This is a genomic window from Chryseobacterium herbae, from assembly GCF_025154075.1.
Taxonomy (GTDB): Bacteria; Bacteroidota; Bacteroidia; order Flavobacteriales; family Weeksellaceae; genus Chryseobacterium; species Chryseobacterium herbae.
In genome coordinates, this window is sequence record NZ_JAOAMU010000007.1 from 332,337 (window position 1) to 355,000 (window position 22,664).

General features: G+C 36.7%; 21 protein-coding genes. 13 read left to right on the top strand and 8 right to left on the bottom strand.

The features are described 5' to 3' along the window. Window positions 1-50: 50 nt before the first annotated feature. The 3 genes from N0B48_RS20675 to N0B48_RS20685 are packed head-to-tail and all read left to right on the top strand — an operon-like array spanning window position 51 to window position 1,664. Complete coding sequence (locus N0B48_RS20675; protein WP_259841134.1) at window positions 51-389, top strand: hypothetical protein; 339 nt, start codon at window positions 51-53, stop codon at window positions 387-389. Beyond that, on the top strand, window positions 386-1,048 hold the full coding sequence (locus N0B48_RS20680) for an outer membrane lipoprotein-sorting protein (protein WP_259841135.1): 663 nt from the start codon (window positions 386-388) through the stop codon (window positions 1,046-1,048). The genes N0B48_RS20675 and N0B48_RS20680 overlap by 4 nt, the downstream gene beginning before the upstream one ends. Window positions 1,049-1,088: 40 nt before the next feature. After that, window positions 1,089-1,664, top strand: coding sequence for a glutathione peroxidase (locus N0B48_RS20685; RefSeq protein ID WP_259841137.1), 576 nt, complete (start codon window positions 1,089-1,091; stop codon window positions 1,662-1,664). A gap of 115 nt (window positions 1,665-1,779) precedes the next feature. On the opposite strand, the gene N0B48_RS20690 is transcribed toward N0B48_RS20685, so the two are convergent. Next, entirely contained in the window at window positions 1,780-2,262 is a 483-nt protein-coding gene (locus N0B48_RS20690) for a hypothetical protein (RefSeq protein ID WP_259841139.1), read from the bottom strand. Between the two features lie 182 nt (window positions 2,263-2,444). Continuing rightward, entirely contained in the window at window positions 2,445-3,104 is a 660-nt protein-coding gene (locus N0B48_RS20695) for an NAD(P)H-binding protein (protein WP_259841141.1), read from the bottom strand. A 151-nt stretch (window positions 3,105-3,255) separates the two neighbouring features. Here N0B48_RS20695 and N0B48_RS20700 point away from each other — a divergent pair, with 151 nt between their 5' ends. Beyond that, window positions 3,256-3,609, top strand: a complete 354-nt coding sequence (locus N0B48_RS20700) for an MmcQ/YjbR family DNA-binding protein (RefSeq protein ID WP_259841143.1) — start codon at window positions 3,256-3,258, stop codon at window positions 3,607-3,609. On the opposite strand, the gene N0B48_RS20705 is transcribed toward N0B48_RS20700, so the two are convergent. After that, window positions 3,606-4,526, bottom strand: coding sequence for a bifunctional riboflavin kinase/FAD synthetase (locus N0B48_RS20705; RefSeq protein WP_259841145.1), 921 nt, complete (start codon window positions 4,524-4,526; stop codon window positions 3,606-3,608). The two genes, N0B48_RS20700 and N0B48_RS20705, sit on opposite strands and share 4 nt — an antisense overlap. Before the next feature lie 202 nt (window positions 4,527-4,728). Here N0B48_RS20705 and atpD point away from each other — a divergent pair, with 202 nt between their 5' ends. From atpD to N0B48_RS20720, 3 genes are all read left to right on the top strand, one after another. After that, entirely contained in the window at window positions 4,729-6,237 is a 1,509-nt protein-coding gene (atpD, locus tag N0B48_RS20710) for a F0F1 ATP synthase subunit beta (RefSeq protein WP_259841147.1), read from the top strand. 96 nt (window positions 6,238-6,333) lie between these two features. Next, the gene (locus N0B48_RS20715; protein WP_223607769.1) at window positions 6,334-6,615 is read left to right on the top strand and encodes a FoF1 ATP synthase subunit delta/epsilon; all 282 of its coding nucleotides are present in this window, start codon (window positions 6,334-6,336) and stop codon (window positions 6,613-6,615) included. 77 nt (window positions 6,616-6,692) lie between these two features. Next, window positions 6,693-7,514 (top strand): hypothetical protein, encoded by an 822-nt coding sequence (locus tag N0B48_RS20720; RefSeq protein ID WP_259841150.1) that lies wholly within the window; start codon window positions 6,693-6,695, stop codon window positions 7,512-7,514. 209 nt (window positions 7,515-7,723) lie between these two features. On the opposite strand, the gene N0B48_RS20725 is transcribed toward N0B48_RS20720, so the two are convergent. Both N0B48_RS20725 and N0B48_RS20730 read right to left on the bottom strand, forming a co-directional pair. Next, complete coding sequence (locus N0B48_RS20725) at window positions 7,724-9,913, bottom strand: B12-binding domain-containing radical SAM protein (RefSeq protein WP_259841183.1); 2,190 nt, start codon at window positions 9,911-9,913, stop codon at window positions 7,724-7,726. Window positions 9,914-10,104: 191 nt separating this feature from the next. Beyond that, on the bottom strand, window positions 10,105-10,848 hold the full coding sequence (locus tag N0B48_RS20730; RefSeq protein ID WP_259841152.1) for a hypothetical protein: 744 nt from the start codon (window positions 10,846-10,848) through the stop codon (window positions 10,105-10,107). Between the two features lie 189 nt (window positions 10,849-11,037). Between N0B48_RS20730 and N0B48_RS20735 the strand changes: the two genes are divergently transcribed. The 3 genes from N0B48_RS20735 to N0B48_RS20745 all read left to right on the top strand — a co-directional run bounded on the left by N0B48_RS20735 (window position 11,038) and on the right by N0B48_RS20745 (window position 12,909). After that, window positions 11,038-11,625 (top strand): Crp/Fnr family transcriptional regulator, encoded by a 588-nt coding sequence (locus tag N0B48_RS20735; RefSeq protein WP_259841154.1) that lies wholly within the window; start codon window positions 11,038-11,040, stop codon window positions 11,623-11,625. A 130-nt stretch (window positions 11,626-11,755) separates the two neighbouring features. Beyond that, on the top strand, window positions 11,756-12,406 hold the full coding sequence (locus N0B48_RS20740; protein WP_259841156.1) for an NADPH-dependent F420 reductase: 651 nt from the start codon (window positions 11,756-11,758) through the stop codon (window positions 12,404-12,406). A 2-nt stretch (window positions 12,407-12,408) separates the two neighbouring features. After that, entirely contained in the window at window positions 12,409-12,909 is a 501-nt protein-coding gene (locus N0B48_RS20745) for a YybH family protein (protein WP_259841158.1), read from the top strand. 18 nt (window positions 12,910-12,927) lie between these two features. Here the strand turns inward: N0B48_RS20745 and N0B48_RS20750 are convergent, their stop codons facing one another. The 3 genes from N0B48_RS20750 to N0B48_RS20760 all read right to left on the bottom strand — a co-directional run bounded on the left by N0B48_RS20750 (window position 12,928) and on the right by N0B48_RS20760 (window position 16,430). Beyond that, window positions 12,928-13,830: a DMT family transporter gene (locus tag N0B48_RS20750; protein ID WP_259841160.1), complete on the bottom strand. Its 903-nt coding sequence runs from the start codon at window positions 13,828-13,830 to the stop codon at window positions 12,928-12,930. Window positions 13,831-14,050: 220 nt separating this feature from the next. Beyond that, on the bottom strand, window positions 14,051-15,313 hold the full coding sequence (locus N0B48_RS20755) for an aminotransferase class I/II-fold pyridoxal phosphate-dependent enzyme (protein WP_259841162.1): 1,263 nt from the start codon (window positions 15,311-15,313) through the stop codon (window positions 14,051-14,053). A gap of 79 nt (window positions 15,314-15,392) precedes the next feature. Further along, window positions 15,393-16,430: a PLP-dependent cysteine synthase family protein gene (locus N0B48_RS20760; protein WP_223607775.1), complete on the bottom strand. Its 1,038-nt coding sequence runs from the start codon at window positions 16,428-16,430 to the stop codon at window positions 15,393-15,395. 222 nt (window positions 16,431-16,652) lie between these two features. On the opposite strand from N0B48_RS20760, the gene N0B48_RS20765 reads away from it, so the two are divergent. The 3 genes from N0B48_RS20765 to N0B48_RS20775 all read left to right on the top strand — a co-directional run bounded on the left by N0B48_RS20765 (window position 16,653) and on the right by N0B48_RS20775 (window position 22,337). Beyond that, window positions 16,653-20,138, top strand: a complete 3,486-nt coding sequence (locus N0B48_RS20765; RefSeq protein ID WP_259841164.1) for a glycosyltransferase family 117 protein — start codon at window positions 16,653-16,655, stop codon at window positions 20,136-20,138. A gap of 91 nt (window positions 20,139-20,229) precedes the next feature. Next, the gene (locus N0B48_RS20770; protein ID WP_259841166.1) at window positions 20,230-21,717 is read left to right on the top strand and encodes a DUF8728 domain-containing protein; all 1,488 of its coding nucleotides are present in this window, start codon (window positions 20,230-20,232) and stop codon (window positions 21,715-21,717) included. A 92-nt stretch (window positions 21,718-21,809) separates the two neighbouring features. After that, complete coding sequence (locus N0B48_RS20775; RefSeq protein ID WP_259841168.1) at window positions 21,810-22,337, top strand: DUF1697 domain-containing protein; 528 nt, start codon at window positions 21,810-21,812, stop codon at window positions 22,335-22,337. The last annotated feature ends 327 nt before the right edge of the window (window positions 22,338-22,664 follow it).

Consider the following 22,664-nt stretch of genomic DNA (forward strand, 5'->3'; position numbering starts at 1 on the left):
TTTTATTTTTAATAATATTATTTTGCTGTTCAAATCTGAAATGTCAGAACTTGAATAATAAGAAATTTTATGCCCAAATTAATCATGGCTGTCGAGCAACCACCAATGGAGCGATTGATATCTACAGATTTCTTGTGTTGGAATTTAAAAATAATAAAATTTATCCATCGTATTTGGTCATACCATCTCAACAGCAAAGTGTGAAAGAACCTGTTAATTATAAATTTGAAAATAAAGTAGTATATCTTGCCAAACCATTAGAGTTTGAAGAAGATCTGGGATCCGTTTTCACCTATATCAATGGAAATCTGATCTCCAAAAAGAAACATAATGAATCGAAATTTGTTTTTAGACCTTCTTTAGACCATTATTTTAAAAGAAATAAATGAAAAAAATAATATACTTAGTCCTTTTAACGTTCGCAACTTCATTGTATTCTCAGACTGCAAAGGAAATCATAGACAAAAATATAGAACTGTCCGGAGGACTGACGAATTGGAAACTCTTAAATTCAGTCCTGTTGCAAGGGAAAGTAATCCTGGGAATCAAGGATGAATATCCTATTAAAATTTATCAGCAGCGCCCCAATCTGACCAAAACGGTGATCAGCATCAGTGGAAAAGAGACGGCCATTGAAGGCTTTGACGGAACTAAAGGATATGCAATGAATTACGCCACCAACAAACTTCAGGTATATCCCGAGTATGTGTCAGAAAGCTTTGATAATGATTTCATTGACTGGGAAAGCAAAGGATTTGAAGCCAAATATGTTGGAAAAGAAAAAATAGGGGAGATCTACTGTCATAAAGTGGAACTGACGAAAAATGTCAATAAGAACATCTACTATTTTGACGTGAAAACGTATATGCTTTTAAAAGAGATTAAAAAAGATGATACACTGATCTATTCGGATTATAAAAAAGCAGGAAATCTGGTTATGGCTTTCAGAATAGAATCTTCAAGCACCAAAAAAGACGGTGATTATATGATGATCCTGAACAGAATAGACATCAATAAAGTATTTCCTGCCAATATATTTAAGTTTTAATCAAATAAATCCGGCAAAAATGCCAACTAAATTGTAAAAAATGAAAAATGTTTTCTTATGGCTGCTTTCCTGTGTGGCATTTTTACAGAGCTGTATCAATCAGAAAAGTGAAATTTCTCAAGCTAAAACCAAAGAACTTATGGGAAAAACAATATATGACTACAAAGTTGAAAGCCTTGATGGTAATGAGATCAACTTTGCCGATTTTAAAGGAAAAAAAATCCTGATTGTCAACACCGCATCAGAATGCGGATTTACGCCACAGTACGCAGATCTGGAGAAAGTGTATGAAGAATATAAAGACAAATTGGTCATTATAGGATTTCCTGCCAATAATTTCGGAAGCCAGGAACCCGGAACCAATACGGAAATTGGAGCTTTCTGCGAGAAAAATTATGGCGTAACATTTCCATTGGCAGCAAAAGTTTCTGTAAAAGGAGATGATACAGCGCCTATTTTCAAGTACCTGACTGAGAAAGAATTAAACGGTGTGAAAAATACAACCATCCTGTGGAATTTCACTAAATTCCTGATCGATGAAAACGGAAAACTGGTGGATACCTTCATCAGCACGACAAAACCTACTGACGAGGCTATTACAAAGTATCTGAAATAAGATAAAAGCTTTATAACGCTTCGACTCCGCTCAGCGTGACAGTTTCAAAAATACATTCAGTATTAGATTTGTCACGCTGAGCGGAGTCGAAGCATTTTGATGTAATGGTCTACACCTATTTCAGTTGGTCTTCTTTTTTGATTTTCTCATCCTGTTGTATGATCAGCCTATGTTCATCTGCCATTTTTTTATGGTCAGCCAATATTACCTGATCTTCTTTGATCATCTTATCATGATTGATCATCAATTGCGCTAAATCCAGTTTGCCTTCTTTATGCTTGTGCTCAAGTGCATCATGTTTTGCTATCATTTCTGAATGATTGAGGATAAGAGCTGCATGTTTTTTAAGGATGGCCTGATGAGCAGCTTCTGTTTTATTATGTTCACTTGTTGAGGGCTCTTTTAGTGTGCTGTGCGTCATATTAAATTCTTCATGCTCTTTTTCCATATCGTTGTGGGAATTTTCCAATAGACTGTGATCAGCTTCAAGCCTGGTATGTGCTGCGGATAATTCATTTTTTAATACGGCATTATCATTCTTACATGACCCCAAACTAAGCGCCACAGCTGCACCAGCAGCTGATAATAAATTTTTCATCATTTTGTTTTTTAATTCGAACAAATATACAATATAAAAATAATGTATACTTATTTTGTAATAAAATGATGTATTTATTGATATTTTGTCTTTATTTCAAGTTAAAATAAAGATATTAAAGAAAAAAAAGCACAATTTAATAAGTATAAAGCATTTTTGTTAACCTGCTGCAATCATAACTTCTAATTCCCAACCTTTTTATCCGCAAAGCAGAAAATATTTCCAAGTTTGATACTGGAATAGCCATTGCTTTTTATTTTGGAAGAATTGATCATCGCTTTGGCCAGAATATCCGTAGGTAAAGGCTTCTGACTTTCCAACAGTCCAAGTTTATTGGCAAATTTTATGATTCTGCTGCCCAGAACTTCTCCGGTTCTTCCGGAATCTTTTCTTTCCAGCATTCCGGGCTTAAAAATAGTAATCTTAGTAAAATGCAGCTGTTTAACCGCTTCTTCAAGTTCCCCTTTCATTTTGGAATAGAAAATTTTGGAGGTAGGATTGGCTCCATAGGCTGATACCAGGATATAATCTTCTACATCATTTTCTTTGGCTGCCTTGGCAAATTCATACTGATAACCAAAATCTACTATTCTTTGGGCTTCCTTGCTGCCAGCATCTTTCAGGGTGGTTCCGAGACATGAAAATACTACATCGCCTTTTACTTTGTCTTTCCACTCTTCGGGATGTTCAAAGTTGACTACATGCACTTTCAGCTTGTCATTCTGAACATCTACAGGTTTTCTGACAAAAATATCGACTTCCTCAAATTCCTTATCGTTAAGCAGTTGCTTCACCAGATCTTTTCCTGTAGCGCCCGTAGCACCAATTACCAAAGCTTTCATAATAGTTGTGATTTGTATGGATAGTATTTTCTTTCTTAAATTTACTAAATTTGAAATTAATATCAATACTCATAATCAATTATCATTTATAAAAGCAAAAGCTCACTCAGTATAACTATAACAGTATAAATTACTCATTACTCATAAAAATATGGATGCTAACGAAATTCTAGACTATTGTCTTGCGAAAAAAGGAGTTACTGAAACTTTTCCTTTTGATAATGAAACCCTTGTAATGAAAGTAGGGACGAAAATGTTTTTACTGATGGGACTGGAGAGACAGCCATTAGGAATTAATGTAAAGACCGATCCTGAATGGAGTGCAGAACTTCGCGAACAGCATCCGCAAATCACCGGCGCATTTCACATGAACAAAACCCATTGGAATTCAGTACTGTTAGATGGTTTGAAAAGAGATCTGATCTTTAAAATGATCGATCAGTCCTATGAATTGGTATTTAATTCATTGACGAAAAAAGCGAGAGAAGAAATTGTAAATGCTTAGAATTGAAACTCCTGGGTAAGTTTTTTATCCTCATCCAGTCTCTCGATCAGTTTTTCAAGACCCTCAAATTTGATTTCATCATGAAGAAAATCCCTGAATCTCACTGTGATTCTTTCATCATAAATATCTCCTTCAAAATCAAGGATATAAACTTCTACGGTTAATTTTTCACCGTTGACAGTAGGATTGGTCCCAATGCTCAACATTCCTTTGTATTGCTGGCCTTTTACCTCTGTTTCTACGATATAGGCTCCTTTCTTAGGAAGAAGTTTAATAGATTCTGTATCAATATTGGCAGTAGGATAACCGATGGTTCTTCCGATCTTTTTCCCGTGAACTACCGTTCCGGAGACAGAGTAGGTGTAGCCAAGCATTTCATTGGCTGCTTTAATATTGCCTGTCAGAAGGGCATTACGTACTTTGGTTGAGCTGATATTATTTTCGTGGATATTGATGGCTTCCATCTGTTCTACGTCGAAGTCCAGTTCTTTGGACAGTTTTTGGAGAAGTTCGAAATTCCCGCTTTTATTTTTTCCGAATGAATGGTCATAGCCTATAATAAGGTATTTTACATTCAGTTTATCAATCAGGATCTGGCGTACAAATTCTTCTCCGGTAAGGTTTCTGAACTCATCATCAAATTCTTTCAGAAATAAATGATCGATGTTGTATTTTTCGATCAGTTCTTTCTTTTCATCTACTGTATTGAGAAGCTTCAGATCTTCATTCGGGTTAAAAACAAATCGCGGATGTGGCCAAAAAGTAAGGATAGCTGTCTCCAGATTATTCTCTGTACCTACTTTTATTAGTTCATCGATAATACTTTTGTGCCCGAGATGCACTCCGTCAAACATTCCTAAAGACAGTGCTAAAGGCTTTTGAGAGGAATAATCTTTAAAATTCTTGAAAACTTTCAAAACGGAAAAATTTGACTGCAAATATAAAGATAATGTAGCAATGTACCAATTTACCAGTGTATCAATATTTTCAGTAAAGAACATTGTTATACTGCTAAACTGTTAGATTGATAAATTAATAAAAAGTATGATAAAAATCTTTTTTTTACCAATTGTGGGTTTATCAAGAATCATTATATTTGCACCAAGAAAAAATTTAGCAATGGCAAACCAAATTAAAGGTAAAATTTCTCAAATTATTGGTCCGGTAATCGACGTAGTATTTACAGACGTGGAAGTAATTCCAAGTATTTATGATGCGTTGGAAATTATCAAAACAAACGGTGAAAAAGTAGTCTTAGAAGTAGAGCAACATATTGGTGAAGATACGGTAAGATGTATCGCAATGGATGCTACAGACGGTCTTCAGAGAGGGCAGGAAGTAATTGGATACGGAAATCCTATTACAATGCCAATCGGTGATGCTGTAAACGGAAGACTATTCAACGTTGTTGGGGATGCTATCGATGGACTTCAAAATATATCTAAGGAAGGTGGTCTGCCTATTCACAGACCAGCTCCAAAATTTGATCAACTTTCAACTTCTGCAGAAGTTTTATTCACAGGTATTAAAGTAATCGACTTAGTTGAGCCTTACGCAAAAGGGGGTAAAATTGGTTTGTTCGGTGGTGCCGGTGTAGGTAAAACAGTATTGATCCAGGAGTTGATTAACAATATTGCAAAAGGACACGGAGGTCTTTCAGTTTTCGCCGGAGTAGGTGAAAGAACGAGAGAAGGAAATGACCTTTTGAGAGAGATGTTGGAATCAGGTATTATTAAATACGGTGATGATTTCATGCACTCTATGGAAAACGGAGGTTGGGATCTTTCAAAAGTAGACATGGAAGCTATGAAAGAATCTAAAGCTGCATTCGTTTTCGGACAGATGAACGAGCCACCAGGAGCAAGAGCTAGAGTAGCACTTTCTGGTCTTACATTAGCTGAGTACTACAGAGACGGTGGTGAAAGCGGACAAGGTAGAGACGTACTTTTCTTCGTAGACAACATCTTCCGTTTTACACAGGCTGGTTCTGAGGTATCTGCACTTCTTGGTCGTATGCCATCTGCGGTAGGTTACCAACCAACACTTGCTTCTGAGATGGGAGCGATGCAGGAAAGAATTACTTCAACTAAAAACGGTTCAATTACTTCAGTACAGGCGGTTTACGTACCTGCGGATGACTTAACTGACCCGGCTCCTGCAACAACGTTTGCTCACTTGGATGCAACTACAGTACTAGACAGAAAAATTGCTTCATTAGGTATTTATCCAGCTGTGGATCCATTGGCTTCTACGTCAAGAATCCTTGCTCCGGAAATTATCGGTGCAGAGCATTATGACTGTGCTCAGAGAGTGAAAGAAATTCTTCAGAGATATAAAGCACTTCAGGATATCATCGCGATTCTTGGGATGGAAGAACTTTCAGAAGAAGATAAGTCTGTAGTTTACCGTGCTAGAAAAGTTCAGAGATTCTTATCTCAGCCTTTCCACGTAGCTGAACAGTTTACAGGTATTCCAGGATCATTGGTAGATATCAAAGATACAATCAAAGGATTTACAATGATTATGGATGGTGAATTAGACCATTTACCGGAAGCTGCTTTCAACTTGAAAGGAACTATCGAAGAAGCTATCGAAGCGGGACAAAAAATGTTAGCTGAAAACGCGTAATAAATTAGACATAAGATTTTTAGACCTGAGATGAGAGACATTATTTGTCAAAAATCTTTTAATCTTCAATCTTTTAATCTTTTAATCTAAATTAAAATGAATATAAAAATTTTAACACCAGAGTACGTAGTTTTTGAAGGAGAAGTAGAATCAGTATTATTGCCTGGAAAGAATGGTGAATTTCACATCATGACCAACCACGCAGGAATTGTTTCTTCTTTGATCGGGGGGAAGGTGAAGCTTTTTACCAATTCTGTTGGAGAAGCTTATGCTAAAAACCTTACTAAGGAAAATGATAAAGAGTCAGTTTTCTCTTATCCTATCAAAAGCGGTGTTGTAGAATTTAATCATAATAAAGGAATCATCCTTTGTGAATAATTAAATGAAAAGCTAAATATATTTTCAAGAAAGTGTAACTTTGGTTACACTTTTTTTATGTGTAAAAGTCTGATTTTATGAAGAAAAGTACAATCATATTCTTTACCATTCTGGGGATTTTATCCAACGCCCAGAATTTCAAAACCAAAAGAGGTATTGTAAGCCTGGACGGAATTCATGTCGCCAAGATCGCAAACAAATCCGATACGTATACCTTTATGGACCTCAATGAAACCCCGATGTATACCATCGAGTTCATTGATAAAAGTGTAGTAGATTCTGTGAGAGATAGTTATATTAAACTGAACAGGGTTTACAACAGGGATAAGGTTATAGAGCTGGATTATATTTCTCCGTCTGCATTCTCGGGGGAAGAGAAATCAGCGGTTTATACTTCGATCAAAGGCTTGAAAATCATCGATAATAAAGGGATTAATATAAAGAATTTAGACGAAATCTTTACAAATGTTCCCAAAAGAAAGCTTGATTCTAAGACAAAAGACGCTTATACCACCAGAAGTAAAATCGATAAAATGAATATCGAGGTCAATAAAGTGGGCGAGATCCTGTCTAATGGCGTTCCCGTAGGATATTTCACTAATCTTCCTGTAAGTTTTGGTTCAGAAGATACGATTTCTGAAAAGACACTTGTAGATATTGAGATTTATGATGCTAAAAGCAAATTAATCGGAAGATATATCACCACTACAAAACAACTGAAAACAGCAGGAGGAAAGAGCTTTACGCTTTACAGAGAAATGTCCGGAAGAGCATCCATTTTAAAATATCCCACGTATAAGGCTATTGCAGAACGGATAGCTATGATGGATCCTAATTTTATTAAGGTTCAGGAAAAAGTGACCGTAGGTCCTGTTCAGAAAGAGAGTGGTGAGAAATAAAAATTGAAATAACTATCCCGAATCTACTGGAAATAAAATTTGAACCATTAAGAAAAATGAAGTTTTTAAGAATATTAAGGTGAGCTTTTTAAAATCTTCAGATTTTATCTTAATTATTCTTACCTCCTTTAATGATCTTAATGGTTCAAATCTGATAATTCATAAAAATCCCGGAAAATTCATTTTCCGGGATTTATTTTGTTCAAAAATTAGAGACTCAAAATGACACCATTTTCCTTAAGCTGCTGCATCGGTTTTGAAAACCAAAACAGTTCAAAATCTTCGAAATTTTCTTCAAACTGATTCTTAAGTTGTTGAGCTGTAACTTTTTTCGGATTTTCTATAGAATTTTCTTCCAGAACTTTCATCAGCCATTCGGCCTTATCCTGCTCCAGATCGATCTTTACAATATTCGTTTTTAAGTGGAATGTAAGAAGCGTATATGGCCCGGAGTACTTCTTTTTATTTTTTATTCGATTCTCAGCGATTACATTTTTGGTTAAAAATACCACTTTTGAGTTGCCTTTAAAGCCAAATTGGTTTTCATCCAAAAGACAGTCGTGAATATGATCAGGATGAACCTGTGTTCTTGGAATTTTAAAATCAAACCAATCCTGAAGTGGAAATTCAAAATTGATTCCGTGCATGTAATTGAACAAAGACTTTTTCAGGCCGAAACTGAATTTATTGTGATCAACTCCGGTTTTGTCTTTAAAATCAATATCGTTGTTCGCAAACAGAATTTCTTCCTTTATAGGAGTCACTCCAAATTTCTCAGGATTAATTCCGACAGGCGAGTGGGCAGTCATGGCAAACTGATGCCAGAATCCACTTTGCAGAATTCCCATTTCAAACATCTGTCTTACCATTTCCAAAGAATCCACGGTTTCCTGAACTGTCTGGGTCGGGTAGCCATACATCAGATAAGCATGAACCATGATTCCGGCCTCGGTGAGATTTCTTGTTACCCGGGCAACCTGTTCTACTGAAACTCCTTTATCAATTAATTGCAACAATCGATCACTGGCCACTTCAAGTCCTCCCGAAACCGCAACACATCCTGAAATTTTCAATAGGTAGCATAAATCGCGGCTAAAACTTTTTTCAAAACGGATATTGGTCCACCAGGTAACAACCAGATTTCTCCTTAGAATTTCCAGGGCTACTTCGCGCATCAATGCCGGGGGCGCTGCTTCATCTACAAAATGGAATCCGGTTTCACCCGTTGTTTTGATGAGTTCCTCCATTCTGTCGACCAGAATTTTCGCTGAAATTGGTTCGTAGATTTTAATGTAGTCTAAAGAAATATCACAGAATGTACATTTCCCCCAGTAGCAGCCATGGGCCATCGTCAGCTTGTTCCATCGTCCGTCGCTCCACAAACTGTGCATCGGATTGGCAATTTCTATCACCGAAATATATCGATCCAACTGTAAATCCGTATAATCCGGAGTTCCGATATCTGCCTGCTTATAATCGTGTCTTTTGGAATTGTTTTTATAGGTAACCTTTTGGTTTTCAATTAAAAATGTTCTTTTATACTCAGCTTCTTCTGAAGGATGTAAGACATTGCTGCAGAGAAGTTCAAGAGGAAGTTCACCGTCATCAAGTGTGATAAAATCGAAAAATTCGAAAACCCTTTGGTCTTTTACTTCCCTCAATTCCGTATTGGGAAAACCTCCGCCCATCGCAGTTTTGATGTGAGGATAATGTTTTTTAATGAACTGTGCACACCTGAAACCTGCATATAAATTTCCCGGAAAAGGAATTGAAAAACACACCAATTTGGGTTGAACCAATTCTAATTTTTCCTGAAGAATCTTTAATGTGAAATAATCAATAAATGTCTGATCTCCTGATAGTTTTAAATATAATTCATCAAAAGAATTCGCACTTTTTCCAAGACGTTCCGCGTACCTGCTGAATCCGAAATCTGCATCAATATTCTCAATAATATAATCCGAAATATCCTCCAGATACAGAGTGGCAAGGTGCTTGGCTTTATCCTGAAGTCCCATATTTCCAAATGCAAAATCCATGTCGTCCAACTGATTGAAGCGGGAAGCCTCAGGAAGGAAATTCATGCTGCAAATCTGTCTGGCCAGTGTAGGATTTTTACCTTGTAGAAAATGAATGACCTGATCTATCGTTTTCAGATATTCTTCGCGAAGTGCATATATTCTCTGTGAATTTTCTGAGATCTCCTGAAGATCGATTTCTGTATTGAAAATTTTCTCAATTCCGTTTCTTGAAAATAATTCCAAAATAACATCCAGTCCCAGATCAGTCTGATAGCTGGAAATATCTTTGGTATTCAGAAAGCCTTTTATGTAAGCTGTTGCAGGATAAGGTGTATTGAGCTGGGTAAAAGGCGGAGTGATGAGAAGCAAATCTTTCAACAGGAAATTTTTCAAATTTATTTACATTCAATCGAAGTTTAAAATGTTGTATAACAGTATTTTAATGATATTGTTACAGTTCGTATCTTTCCTCAGATTGCGAATGCAAAGATAGGCAATTTGTAAGGTATGCTGCAAGTGACATTATTGAATAATATAGCTATTGATAGGTTGTAAAATTTGGCCTGTATTTATAGAAATAAATATTCCGGTTCTTTGATTTCAATATACTTCAAGAAAGATACTTCATCAAAATATCCGTTTTCATCAAGGATTTCAGGAATAAGTACCGATGCTTCATTTCCTCTTTCAAGGGCTTTGTTTTCTATTAATCTTCCTGATTTTCCTTCAATTGTATTATGAGTGCTGAGTAAATATTGGGAATATATTTTACCCTCTGAAACTGTGTAGTGTCCATCTTCTGCAATAAGTGAAGTGTTTATGTTTCCTTGAATATAAGTTTGATGATCATTAGCGGAGGCCCCAAACAACACATTGCAGGAGAGACTTCCTGAGGAAAATAATGAACCGTTAACAATAATATTTTTAGCTTTTATATGACCAGTCACAATAAGCGTAACGTATTCTTCAATGAAAAGATTTCCGGTTAAATGAATATCGTCTTCAATAAGAATAATGATAAAGCCGTCAGCCGGTTCAGTAACTAAATTCAGAGAAGTTACACTTTCATTTTTCATAATAAAAATCTCCGGGTCGTCATTGTCAGTGTCCATCTGTAGCGCTGTTTCTCTCATTTTATCTGCCGTTTCTGCATCCATCATTTCAAGAAACTCTGATAGACTGTCTTGATCCCAATCGTCTCCGCTGGTGAACATCAATTCTAATGATTCGTCAATGGTAGCATATAATCTTTCAGAAGTTTTTTTTACCTTCTGATTTAATTGTTCTCTTGTTAGTTTTTCTGTTCTTTTCATTGGTGTTTGGGATAAAATAAGGAAAGTATATCTGTATGGATTAGGATACAAAAATAGGTTAAAAAACCATTTAGGAATTAAAAGTAAGTTTAAAATTAAGTTAAGAACAGTTTCCCCAATTTCTTATTCAGTTTTTTTTGATATATTGTCATAGAGATTGATTTTATTAATCAAACAAACCTATTCACAATGTCGAAAGAAACCGCTCCGCTTATCAGTTATTTTAAAACCTATATTCCTCTGTCAAAGGAAGAAATTGATGTATTGGAAGAAAGAATAACCGAGAGGAGAATCAAAAGAAAACAGTTTATTCTTCAGGAAAATGAGGTGTGCCAATATTATACCTTTGTGGTTTCCGGATGTTTTAAAATGTTCAGCATAGATAAAGACGGAGTAGAGCATAACCTGCAGTTTGCTTCTGAAAATGACTGGATTGTAGATATTGACAGTTTCCACAACAAAAAGCCCAGCAAATTACACATCATAGCCCTTGAAAATTCTGTTGTGCTGCAGATTGAAAAGAATGATCTGTGGTTTTTGTATACCTATTATCCAAAGTTTGACCGGAACTTCAGAGTGATCATTGAACACAAATTTATCGAACTTCAGAACCGTATGCTTCAAAATATCAGTGCAACAGGAGATGAAAAGTATGAATTCTTCCTTAAACAGTATCCGCAGCTGGCCAACCGTCTTTCCAATACACAAATCGCTTCCTATCTGGGAATTACGCCTCAGTTTCTCAGTAAAATCCGCGCGAAAAGAGTAAAGGATTAATCTGTTTTATGAAACTATATTAAGAATTCACCTTACCAATTGGTAAGATGTTTTCTTAAACTTGTTTGCCGGTTTTTCACCATTATCTGTGCTAATTTTGACCCATACAAAAACATTAAAATTTACAAAAATGGAAACACAGAAAAAAGTAGCAGTTATCGGATTGGGAAATATCGGTAAAGCAGTAGCGAATAATTTAGTAAACAATAAGTATAACGTTATCGTAGCCACTAGAAATGCAAACGAAGCGAATGATTTCGCTGCGCAGTCAGGTGGATTTGCAAAAAGCACAACGATTGAAGAGGCAATCAATAAGGCAGATATTATTATACCTGCAATAGGGTTTGGTTCTTTTAAGGATTTCTTTAGTGACAACGGAAGTAGTTTACAAGGTAAAATCATTGTTGATGTTTCTAACCCAATTGCTCCGGACGGAAATGGCGGATTTAAGAAGATCATCGGAGAAATGGAGTCAGCAGGAGAATTGAACAAGGCGATCCTTCCTAAAGGGGCTAAACTGGTTAAAGCCTTCGGAACACTGGGTGCAGGAACACTGGCATCATCGTCCAATCACGAGCCTGAAAAAGATGTATTATTTTATGCTTCTGATGATACGGAAATCAATAATGATATTGAAGAAGTGATCAGAGAAACAGGTTTTGAACCTTTAAGAGTAGGAGGTATTGATCAGTCCATCCGTATTGAAGTTTTCGGAGATCTTCATGAATTCGGGAAACTGGGAAAAACAGTGAACATCGAGGAAGCTAAGTCAAAACTGTAATGATGAAAAAAATCTTCATCGCCGCTCAGGTCATATTTCTATTATCAGCCTGTACCGAAAAAAAGGAAAACAATAGTCCTGCAATTAACAAATCAGCAGAAAAAAATACCACAATGGAAAACGATATAAAAAAGAATATAGAAGAAACTCTTTACGCCTACGAAAATGCCCTTAATGCTTCATCTACTGAACAGGTATTACCCTTGTACACCAAGAACGGGATATTCATGCCTCAGGGAGCGCCAAGTGCAGAGGGACAGGAACAATTGAAAGGAGCTTATGATTTTGTTTTCAAAATGTTACAGCTTAATGTGAAGTTTAGAATTGATGAAATTACTTTAATCAATGAAAACTATGCGATTGCCCGTACCATGTCTAAGGGAACACAGTTGATCCACGCAGAAAATAAAACGACACCGGAAGAAAACCGTGAACTGTTTGTCCTGGAAAAGGAAGACGGGAAATGGAAGATCGCCCGATATATGTTTAACAAAGCGAAATAAAAAAATGCCTGACCAACGTCAGGCATTTTTTAAGGTTTTATATGAATTGCGTTTTGACTTTCGGTTGTCTGCCATCACATTGAGGATCACGCCTAAAAGAATCAGTGTGATGCCGATGAGTAAATTGGTGGTGAACCGTTCATGAAACATAAGAACACTGACCAATACAGCAACTACAGGTTCCAACGCTCCCAAAATAGCCGTGGGTGTAGATCCGATATATTTGATCGCATATACTAAACATAGGCCGGAAATAACCGTCGTCAGGAAGGCAAAAACAATGAAATTTAAAAATACAGATAGGGAAGGAATAGCGAAAGATTCACCTTCGGCCGATGCTTTGATCATAAAAAATGCTGAAGTGAAAAGCATAGAATAGAAAGAAAGCTTGAACCCTGAAACCTTCAGATCAGATTTATTCACGATCACCATATAGAGTGCATAAAACAATGAGCTCAGCATGACAATTCCGAGGCCTGCAAAATTGATTTCGAAACCTTTTCCTTTTAAACATAAAACGATGACCCCTGCAAAAGCAAACAACAGGGATAATACAGATAGTTTGGTCAGTTTTTCCTTGTAAAAAAAGAACATGATCAAAGCGACAATGACCGGATAAATGAACAGCACCGTGGAAGCGATTCCCGGTGTCAGGAAATCATAGCCGATGAACAGAAATTCTGAGGACAAAGCATAGCAGACTCCCAAAACAGACAGAATCAAAGCTTCTTTTTTATTGATCTTCAGACTTTCTTTGGAATACAGCAGATATCCTCCGATCATCAGGGCAGAAAATAAAAACCGGTAGAACAAAGTAATGTCCATTGAAAAATTAGCCTTCTTCAGTGGCAGAATAAAGATCGGGATCAGTCCAAATGAAACCGACGACAAAACTCCCAACAGGTAACCCTTAAATTTCATTTGCTATTTTGTTTTTTTGTATGAGGCTAAGGTTAAGATTAAGGCTGAGCGTGTGTAAGTAGGTTAATTTGAGCCTGTATAAATACTCAACTATTATAACCCAAAACTTTAACTCCCAAAAAAGTATCCCGCAACTTCCATTCTTCAATTTGAGATTATTTTATAAAAAACCACTGAAAATAATTCAGTGGTTTTTAAGATGTATATGATGATATCAATATTACATTTGTTTGTACTCGATATTCATCTGTTTTTCCATTTCCTTGTAATGTCCGGAAGTTAATTTTTCACGGATACCGTCGAAAGCGGCTAATGTTTCATTAATTTCTGAATCTGTATGTGATGCAGTCGGGATCAGTCTTAATAAGATCATTCCCTTAGGAATTACAGGATATACCACTACTGAGGTGAAAACGCCGTAGTTCTCTCTAAGGTCTTTAGCAAGAAGGGTAGCTTCAATCGTAGTTCCTTCAATAAAAACAGGTGTTACACACGTATTGGTGTTTCCAAGGTTGTACCCTCTCTCTTTCAGACCGTTTTGAAGTTTATATACATTCTCCCACAATTTAGCTTTGATTTCGGGACGTGTTCTTAAAAGCTCCAGTCTTTTCAAACCTCCGATTACCATTGGCATGGTCAGAGATTTAGCAAAAATCTGAGAACGAAGATTATATTTTAAAAATCTGATGATCGTTTCATCTCCGGAAAGGAAAGCTCCGAAACCGGCCATAGATTTAGCAAAAGTAGAGAAATAAACATCAATCTGATCCTGACATCCCTGCTCCTCACCAGCTCCCGCTCCGGTTTTACCCAAAGTTCCAAAACCGTGTGCATCATCTACCAGTAGTCTGAAATTGAATTTAGATTTTAAGTCGCATATTTCTTTCAGTTTCCCCTGCATTCCTCTCATTCCGAAAACCCCTTCAGTAATCACTAAAATTCCCCCTCCGTTTTCTTCTGCTACTTTAGTGGCTCTGGCTAAGTTTTTCTCTAAACTTTCTATATCATTATGCTTGAACGTAAAGCTTTTCCCCATGTGAAGACGAACTCCGTCTACGATACATGCGTGAGAATCAGCGTCATATACAATTACATCATGTCTTGTTACCAATGCATCGATAGCTGAAACCATTCCCTGGTAACCGAAATTCAATAAATAAGCAGCTTCTTTCTGAGTGAATTCCGCCAATTCTTTTTCCAATTGCTGATGTTGCTGGGTTTCTCCTGACATCGCTCTTGCGCCCATCGGATAAAACATTCCGAATTCTGCAGCAGCTTTCGCATCAGCTTCTAAAACTTCCGGGTGGTTACAAAGTCCTAAATAATCGTTTGCACTCCAGAAAATTACATCCTTACCTTGAAATTTCATTCTTGGACCAATTGGACCTTCCAGTTTTGGGAAAACAAAATACCCTTCAGCATAATCTGCAAACTGTCCCAATGGACCTGGATTTTGTTTAATACGTTCAAAAATATCTAACATTTTGTATAGTAATTTTTAAGTGAAAAAGTCTTTCCTGTAAAACACAAAAGACTTTATTGGTATCGTGGTTTATATATTTCTATTTGATGAATTCTGTTTTGAAAACTTCATCATAGTTGTGTACGCAGTTATTTACAAAACCCTGTTCGGCCATCCATTTGTCGCTGTATACCTTCGTGATATATCTCGAACCGTGATCCGGGAATATCAGGACAATGATGTCGTCTTTGGTAAGCTCGTGAGACTGTGCATACTGAATCAGGGCCTGGGTTACAGCTCCTGTAGTATATCCACCCATGATAGCTTCCTTAAGCGCTATTTCACGGGTTCTGTAAGCGGACATCTCGTCATTTACTCTTACAAACTCATCTACCTTGTCAAAAAGAAGGGCAGCAGGGATCAAATTTTTCCCCATTCCTTCGATTTGGTAAGGATGTACATCTTCTTTATGGATCTCTCCGGTTTCGTGGTAGCTTTTCAGGATAGACCCGTCAGCATCCACACCGATGATCTTGACAGCAGGATTTTTCTCTTTTAGAAATTTCCCCGAACCGGACAATGTTCCACCTGTTCCAGTGCAGGCAAAAAGGTGTGTGATTTTACCCTCTGTCTGCTCCCAAATTTCAGGACCTGTAGTCTGGTAGTGTGCATCAATATTCAACTCATTAAAATATTGATTGATGTAAACTGAATTTGGTGTCTCTGAAGCTATTCTTTTAGCTACTTCATAATATGATCTCGGATCGTCTGCTGCAACATTAGCCGGGCAAATGTATACAGTAGCCCCTAATGCTTTTAAATAAGCAATTTTCTCAGGCTTTGTTTTGTCGCTTACCGCCAGAATACATTTATATCCCTTGATAATACAGACCATCGCAATAGAAAAACCGGTATTTCCGGAAGTAGTTTCTACAACTACTGAATCTTCCTTTAATAAACCTTTTTGTTCAGCGTTTTCTATAATATGAAGTGCTATTCTATCTTTTGTGGAATGTCCAGGATTATATGATTCTAACTTGGCATAAACGGTTGCAGGAATATCTTTTGTAACAGTATTAAGCTTCACCATAGGAGTATGTCCTATTAGGCCAAGAATATTATCGTAAACATTACTCATTATTTGTTATTTTCAATAAAAATCTGACCGCAAAAATACAAAAAAATAAATAATTACTAAACTTTTGTTTGATTTCAAGCCAGCGATTCAGCAAAATTTATTTTCTGATTTGCAATCTTACGCGAAGTACGATCACAAATACTACGCCAAATTTTTTAAATTTTGTTAAAAACACCACGGAATGCTATAAAAGCCTTATTTTCGCGTAATTGATTTAATACTATGAAAAATTGGACTTTTAAGCAATGGAACACCGTTTTAGGATGGGTGATTTTTGTCATTGCATTTTTCACGTACTTGTCGACCATAGAACCCAATTTCAGTTTCTGGGACTGCGGCGAGTACATTTCCTCAGCTGTAAAACTTGAAGTAACGCACGCTCCCGGAGCGGCTTTATTCCAGATCGTGGGTGCCGTGGCAGCCATTTTTGCTTTAGGAAAAGGAGAAAACTATTCTATCGTCATCAATGCAATGTCTGCATTATTCAGTGCACTGACGATTTTATTCCTATTCTGGACGATTACACATTTTGTAAGAAGACTTTTAAACAAGGATTTTGAAGAAGTAACGAAGCACCAGGAAATTTCTATTCTTTTTGCAGGAGCGGTAGGAGCATTGTGCTTCACGTTCTCAGATACCTTCTGGTTTTCTGCAGTAGAAGGGGAAGTATATTCCATGGCTTCTATGTTTATCGCCTTGTTGGTATGGCTGATTACAAAATGGGAAAACGAGTACCTGGCAAAAGACAGCGAAAGATGGATCATCCTTATTTTCTTTGTATTAGGACTTTCTGTAGGGGTACACATGATGGGGATGCTTGCAGTACCGGCCGTATGTTTGGTATATTATGCAAGAAATTACAAATTTACCTGGAAAAACTTTATCTGGGCGAATGCGATCACACTGGGAATTTTGATCATTGTTTTCAAAATTATCTTCCCATTGATCATGACGATGTTCGGAAGACTTGAAATATTCTTCGTGAACGGACTTGGACTACCTTTCCACTCAGGAACGATCGTCGCATTTATTTTAATGACAGTAGCATGTTTCTTCATCATCAAATATGCAAGAAAAGCTAAGAAAAATATTTATCAGACTGCTGCATTGTCAGTGGTTTTTATGATCATCGGGTTCTCATGCTGGATGGTCATTCCAATCAGAGCGAATGCGAATCCTCCGATGAACCTTAATGATCCGGATACAGCTATTGGTATGCTGGATTACTATAACAGAGAGCAGTACGGTGACTGGCCAACTATTTACGGACAAAACTATACCGCTTTCCTTGATGCCAACGGAATTGAGAAAAATGAAGACGGAAGTTTCAAGACTCAAAAAACAGGTGAGATCTATGAAAAGGATGAGAAAACCGGAACGTACAGAAAAACGGGTGACCGTTTCAACTATGTTTTCAGTAAATCTCAGATCAGCTTAATGCCAAGAATGTTCAATGAAGATAAGGATGTGATGGCAAACTACATTTCAATGTACGGAGCTCCGGATTTCACCTTCAATTACGCCAATGAAGAAGTGGCAGACAATCCTCAGGCGAAGCAGATCTTTGACGAATTAAGAGGGAAATATGAAGATAAATCTATCACAGCGGCCGATTATCTGAAAGTGAAACCTTATAACCTGATCAATGTTCAGAAGCCTTCACTGGCTCAGAATATGGACTATTTCATTACATTCCAGAACGGTTATTATTTCGTAAGATATCTGATGTGGAACTTCGTGGGAAGACAGAACGACCTTGAAGGAAACATGGAAAATACAAAAGGAAACTGGATTTCAGGAATTTCTTTTATAGACAATGCTTTATTAGGAAACCAGGATAAAATGCCTGCAAAATTCCAGAATGAAAGTACAGTGAAGTTCTTCTTTTTACCATTACTATTAGGACTGATCGGATTCTTTTTCCAACTAAACAGAGACTTTGGAAGATTCTATGCGCTTCTTTCCTTATTTGTTTTAACCAGTGTAGGAATTGTTTTCTATACAGGGGTGAAACCATTTGAACCAAGAGAAAGAGATTATGCGATGGTAGGCTCGTTCTATGCATTTGCCATCTGGATCGGAATGGGTGCCGGCGCTATTTTATGGTTGGTCCAGTCCAAAATAAAATCTAACGGAGCGAATATCGCATTTGGTGTAGTTCTATTAGGCGTACCTTTCATGATGGGCTTCCAGAACTATAATGTACATGACAGAAGCAACAGATATACGGCTTACGACTATGCTTATTCCGTATTAAAATCACTTCCTAAAAACGACATCTTATTTGTTTACGGAGATAATGACACGTATCCGGTATGGGCTATCCAGGAAACGGAAAGATTCAGGGATGATGTAAAAGTGGTGAATTTCACGCTTGCTTCTACACCTTGGAATTTAGACCAGATCAAGAGAAAAACATACAACGCGGCAGGAATTCCAAGCCAGTTGACTCATGATGACTACAGAGACGGTGTCAACGACCAGATCTATATGATGAAGAAAGAAGACTGGGAAGGCGTTTTCTCTATGTTAAAAGAACAAGGCGTTGCGGATACACAATTTGCAGGATTCAGAAAATACCTTACTCAGGATTCATTAACGCTGAAAGAGGCGGTGAATTTCATCAAGTTCAAATCTCCTGAAAAAGACGAACTTTTGAAAATGTACTTCGGGGAAGAGAAGTTTGAGAAATACAATATCCTTCCGGTAAATAAATTCATTCTTCCTGTGAATAAGGAAAATGCATTAAAGGCAGGAATCATCAATCAGGCAGATCTTCCAAACGTAGTGAACCAGATTATGATCACTTATAAAGGAAACACGCTTTATAAAAATAACCTGATCATGCTGGATATGTTGGCGAACTTCGACTGGAAACGTCCAATCAACTTCTCATCAGGAGGAATCTACGACAACGAAAATATTTTTTATCTGAATGAATACCTTCAGTTTGACGGATTCAGCTACAGATTGGTTCCTATCCATACGACTCAGAATGTAGATGGAGATATGGGAAGAGTAGATCCAAATTCTTTATATAATGTAGTGAAAAACTTCAGATGGGGTAATTTTAAACATTTAAAAAGCCACTTTGATGAAACCGCTACATCCAATATCATGAGCTACAGAATGTCAGCAAGCAGAGCCGCTTCAGCACTGGCATTAAATGGACAGAAAGCTAAAGCAGTAGAATTACTGGATCTTGCATCAAAAGAAATTCCTGCTGAGAAATTTAATGATCCTCGTTCACTGAGTGCTATGGTAACAGGATATATCATTGCAGGACAGGAGAAAAAAGGTCTTCAGCTGGCAGAAATCCTTAAAAAAGGAATCTTTGAAGAGTATGATTATTATCTAAGCCTTGCTCCGGCAGATCAAAACTTTGCAAGAAGACAGATGAGAACGAAACCTATGGAATATTCTCTTGTTGTTGCAGCCGTTACAGACGCCTATAAGAAGCTTGGACAGGATGATAAAGCATACGAATACCTTGTAAAATCCATAGAGCCGATTGATAAAAAGTTCAATGCTTTCATCAAAGAGCTTCAGGTGATGGGTAAAGAAAAGGCGATAAAGGAATCTGAAAATGTACAGAAGATCACCCCTTTCTACCAATATCTGTTTGATGTGATGCAGCCTTTTGATTCTACTTATTCAAAAGAAAAAGAGGAGCAGATCACCACAGCGATTATCAAAGTAACACAATAAAATACTTAACAAAAACGGAACTTCGGTTCCGTTTTTTTGTTATTGGGATTCATGAATTTTAAGATTATATTTGTCAAACAAAAAATGCGTGATGGCAAAAAATAAAATTAATAGGATCCCTATCTATGCCGTAATTTTTACGGTTGTTTTAAAACTTCTTTTTTTACTGACTCATTATATTCAGGAAGATGCATTCATCACCTGGAGAGTAGCCCAGAATTTACTGGATTATGGAGTGATAGGTTTTAATGGCGAAACTAAGATTTCAGCTTCTACCACCCATCTGTATGTTTTTGTTTCCTATCTGTTCAATCTGATCTTCGGCAAAGAATATTTTATTGAACCTCTTTTAATTTTCAATTCTATCCTTTTTACGATAGGAACCTTATTTCTTGCGAATCTTACCCTTAAAAACCCATGGCATAAAGCTATTTTTATATTTTTAATCGGAATATTACCTCCCGGAGTAAAGATCTCCATTCTCGGAATGGAATATGGAATTCTTTTCTTTCTGGAAATGGCGCTTCTGTATTACGGCTTCAGTAAAGGCAAAAGATGGGCACTTATTTTTCTGCCGGTTCTGATCATGTTTACAAGAATCGATACGGTGATTTTCCTTGGAATTGTATTCCTGGTAGATGTTTTCTGGAACAGAAAGGTAAAATGGAATTACGTTTTCGGAGGAATTCTGGGGCTTTTATCTGTTCTGTCCTTCAACTGGTTGTATTTCGGAGAGCTTGTGAATAATACCATTGTTGCCAAAAAGCTTTTGTACGAGCACAATTTTACTTTTGAGCAAAATCTTAATTATTTCCTCGTGAGTTTCGGTAACTTCTGGGGAATGCTGAAACTTCCCGGAGACTTCAATCCGGTTACAATCATAGTCTTGATTTTTGAACTGCTTTGCTTTATTTATCTTGTCAGACAAAGAGAAAAGAGAAATTATTTTTTATGGATGATTTTTATTTTCGGTTGGGTAAAGCAGATTATTTTTCTCTCTCAAAAAAGCTTATTCGACTGGTATTACTGGGTTCCGCAGCTTCTGCTTTTCGTTCCCGTTCTTATTTTTGTACTGGAGCAGAAGGAGAGGAGAAATCTATGGTTGTCATTATTGGTGGTGTTTTATATCGTTCCGATGCTGGCTTTCCAAACCGTACATGCCATTGCGACAGGAAACGGAGAGTGGAATTACCGCAGAGGAATCGGACTGTTTTTGGACGCTTTCGAGAAAGATAAAAAACAATGGATTCTTTTGGAACCAGCTGGATATGTTCCTTATTTTTCAGGGTTAAAAACCATTGATGAAGTAGGTTTGGTAAACAAACAGATTCAGGCGGAAGTGAAAAAAGATAAGGCCCATTATTGGATCAATACCGTCAAAAACAGGAAACCCAAATATCTTCTGTCCTATAAAAATCTATTTAAAGGAAATGATGCTTTGTATTATCAGACCCACTACAAACTGATGAAAGAATTCAGGATAAAAGATAACCTGAAAAGTGATAACCCCATCCTGGAAAAGATCTATCATCTTAAACCATCGGGAACAGATTATAATTTGTATATTAAAATTGATTAGAGAAGTTAGAAGCTAGAAATTAGAAGTTAGACTGGTACCCTAAAACCCTAATACTCTAATACACTCCAACTCCAAAAAAATCCTTAAAAAAAATGAAATACTGTGCTTTTCTCCGCGGCGTGAACGTAAAAGGAACCAATATGAAAATGGCTGATGTCTGTCAGGTGTTTAAAGAGGCCGGAATGCTGGATGTAAGTTCTATATTGGCTTCCGGAAATATTGTGTTCTCTTCTGATAAAAAAGCTGATGATTTAAAGAAAATTTTAGAAAAAGCGATGTCCGATCATTTTTCTTACGAAGCTTTCTTATTCATAAGGTCTCAGAAAGAAACGGAAATATTCTGGAACAGTATTCCTTTTGAAAAAAATGATGATCTGCATATCTATGGATTTGTAGGGAATCCCGGAGTAGAAAATGTTTTGATGGGAGAATTTGAAGCAGCTTCCAAGACTGAAAACGAAAAGGCTGAAATCATTAACAATTTGTTTTACTGGCAGGTTCCGAAGGGGAATACTTTGGATTCTTCTTTTGGAAAAGTTTTGGGGAAGAAAAGCCTTAAAGACCAGTTTACGAGCAGGAATATCAATACTTTTGAGAAGATTTTGAAGAAAATGAGTTGATCAATGTGTTATTTATTTTAACCACTGATAAGCACACATTAGCACAGATGATTGCATACATCATTATTCTTTTGGATAGGCGAGGATTTTGAAGATCATAAAATAATTCTTTTAAAATTTGATAATTAGATCTGCATAATCTGTAAGATCTGCGGGAGATTATATTTAACCACAGATTTCACGGATTGACACAGATGATTGCGTATATTTTTTTATTTTTTTTGGATATTTCCAGAAATGCTTTTATTTTCTCTAAAACTCTAAAACTCTAAAACTCTAAAACTCTAAAACTCTAAAACTCTAAAACTCTAAAACTCTAAAACTCTA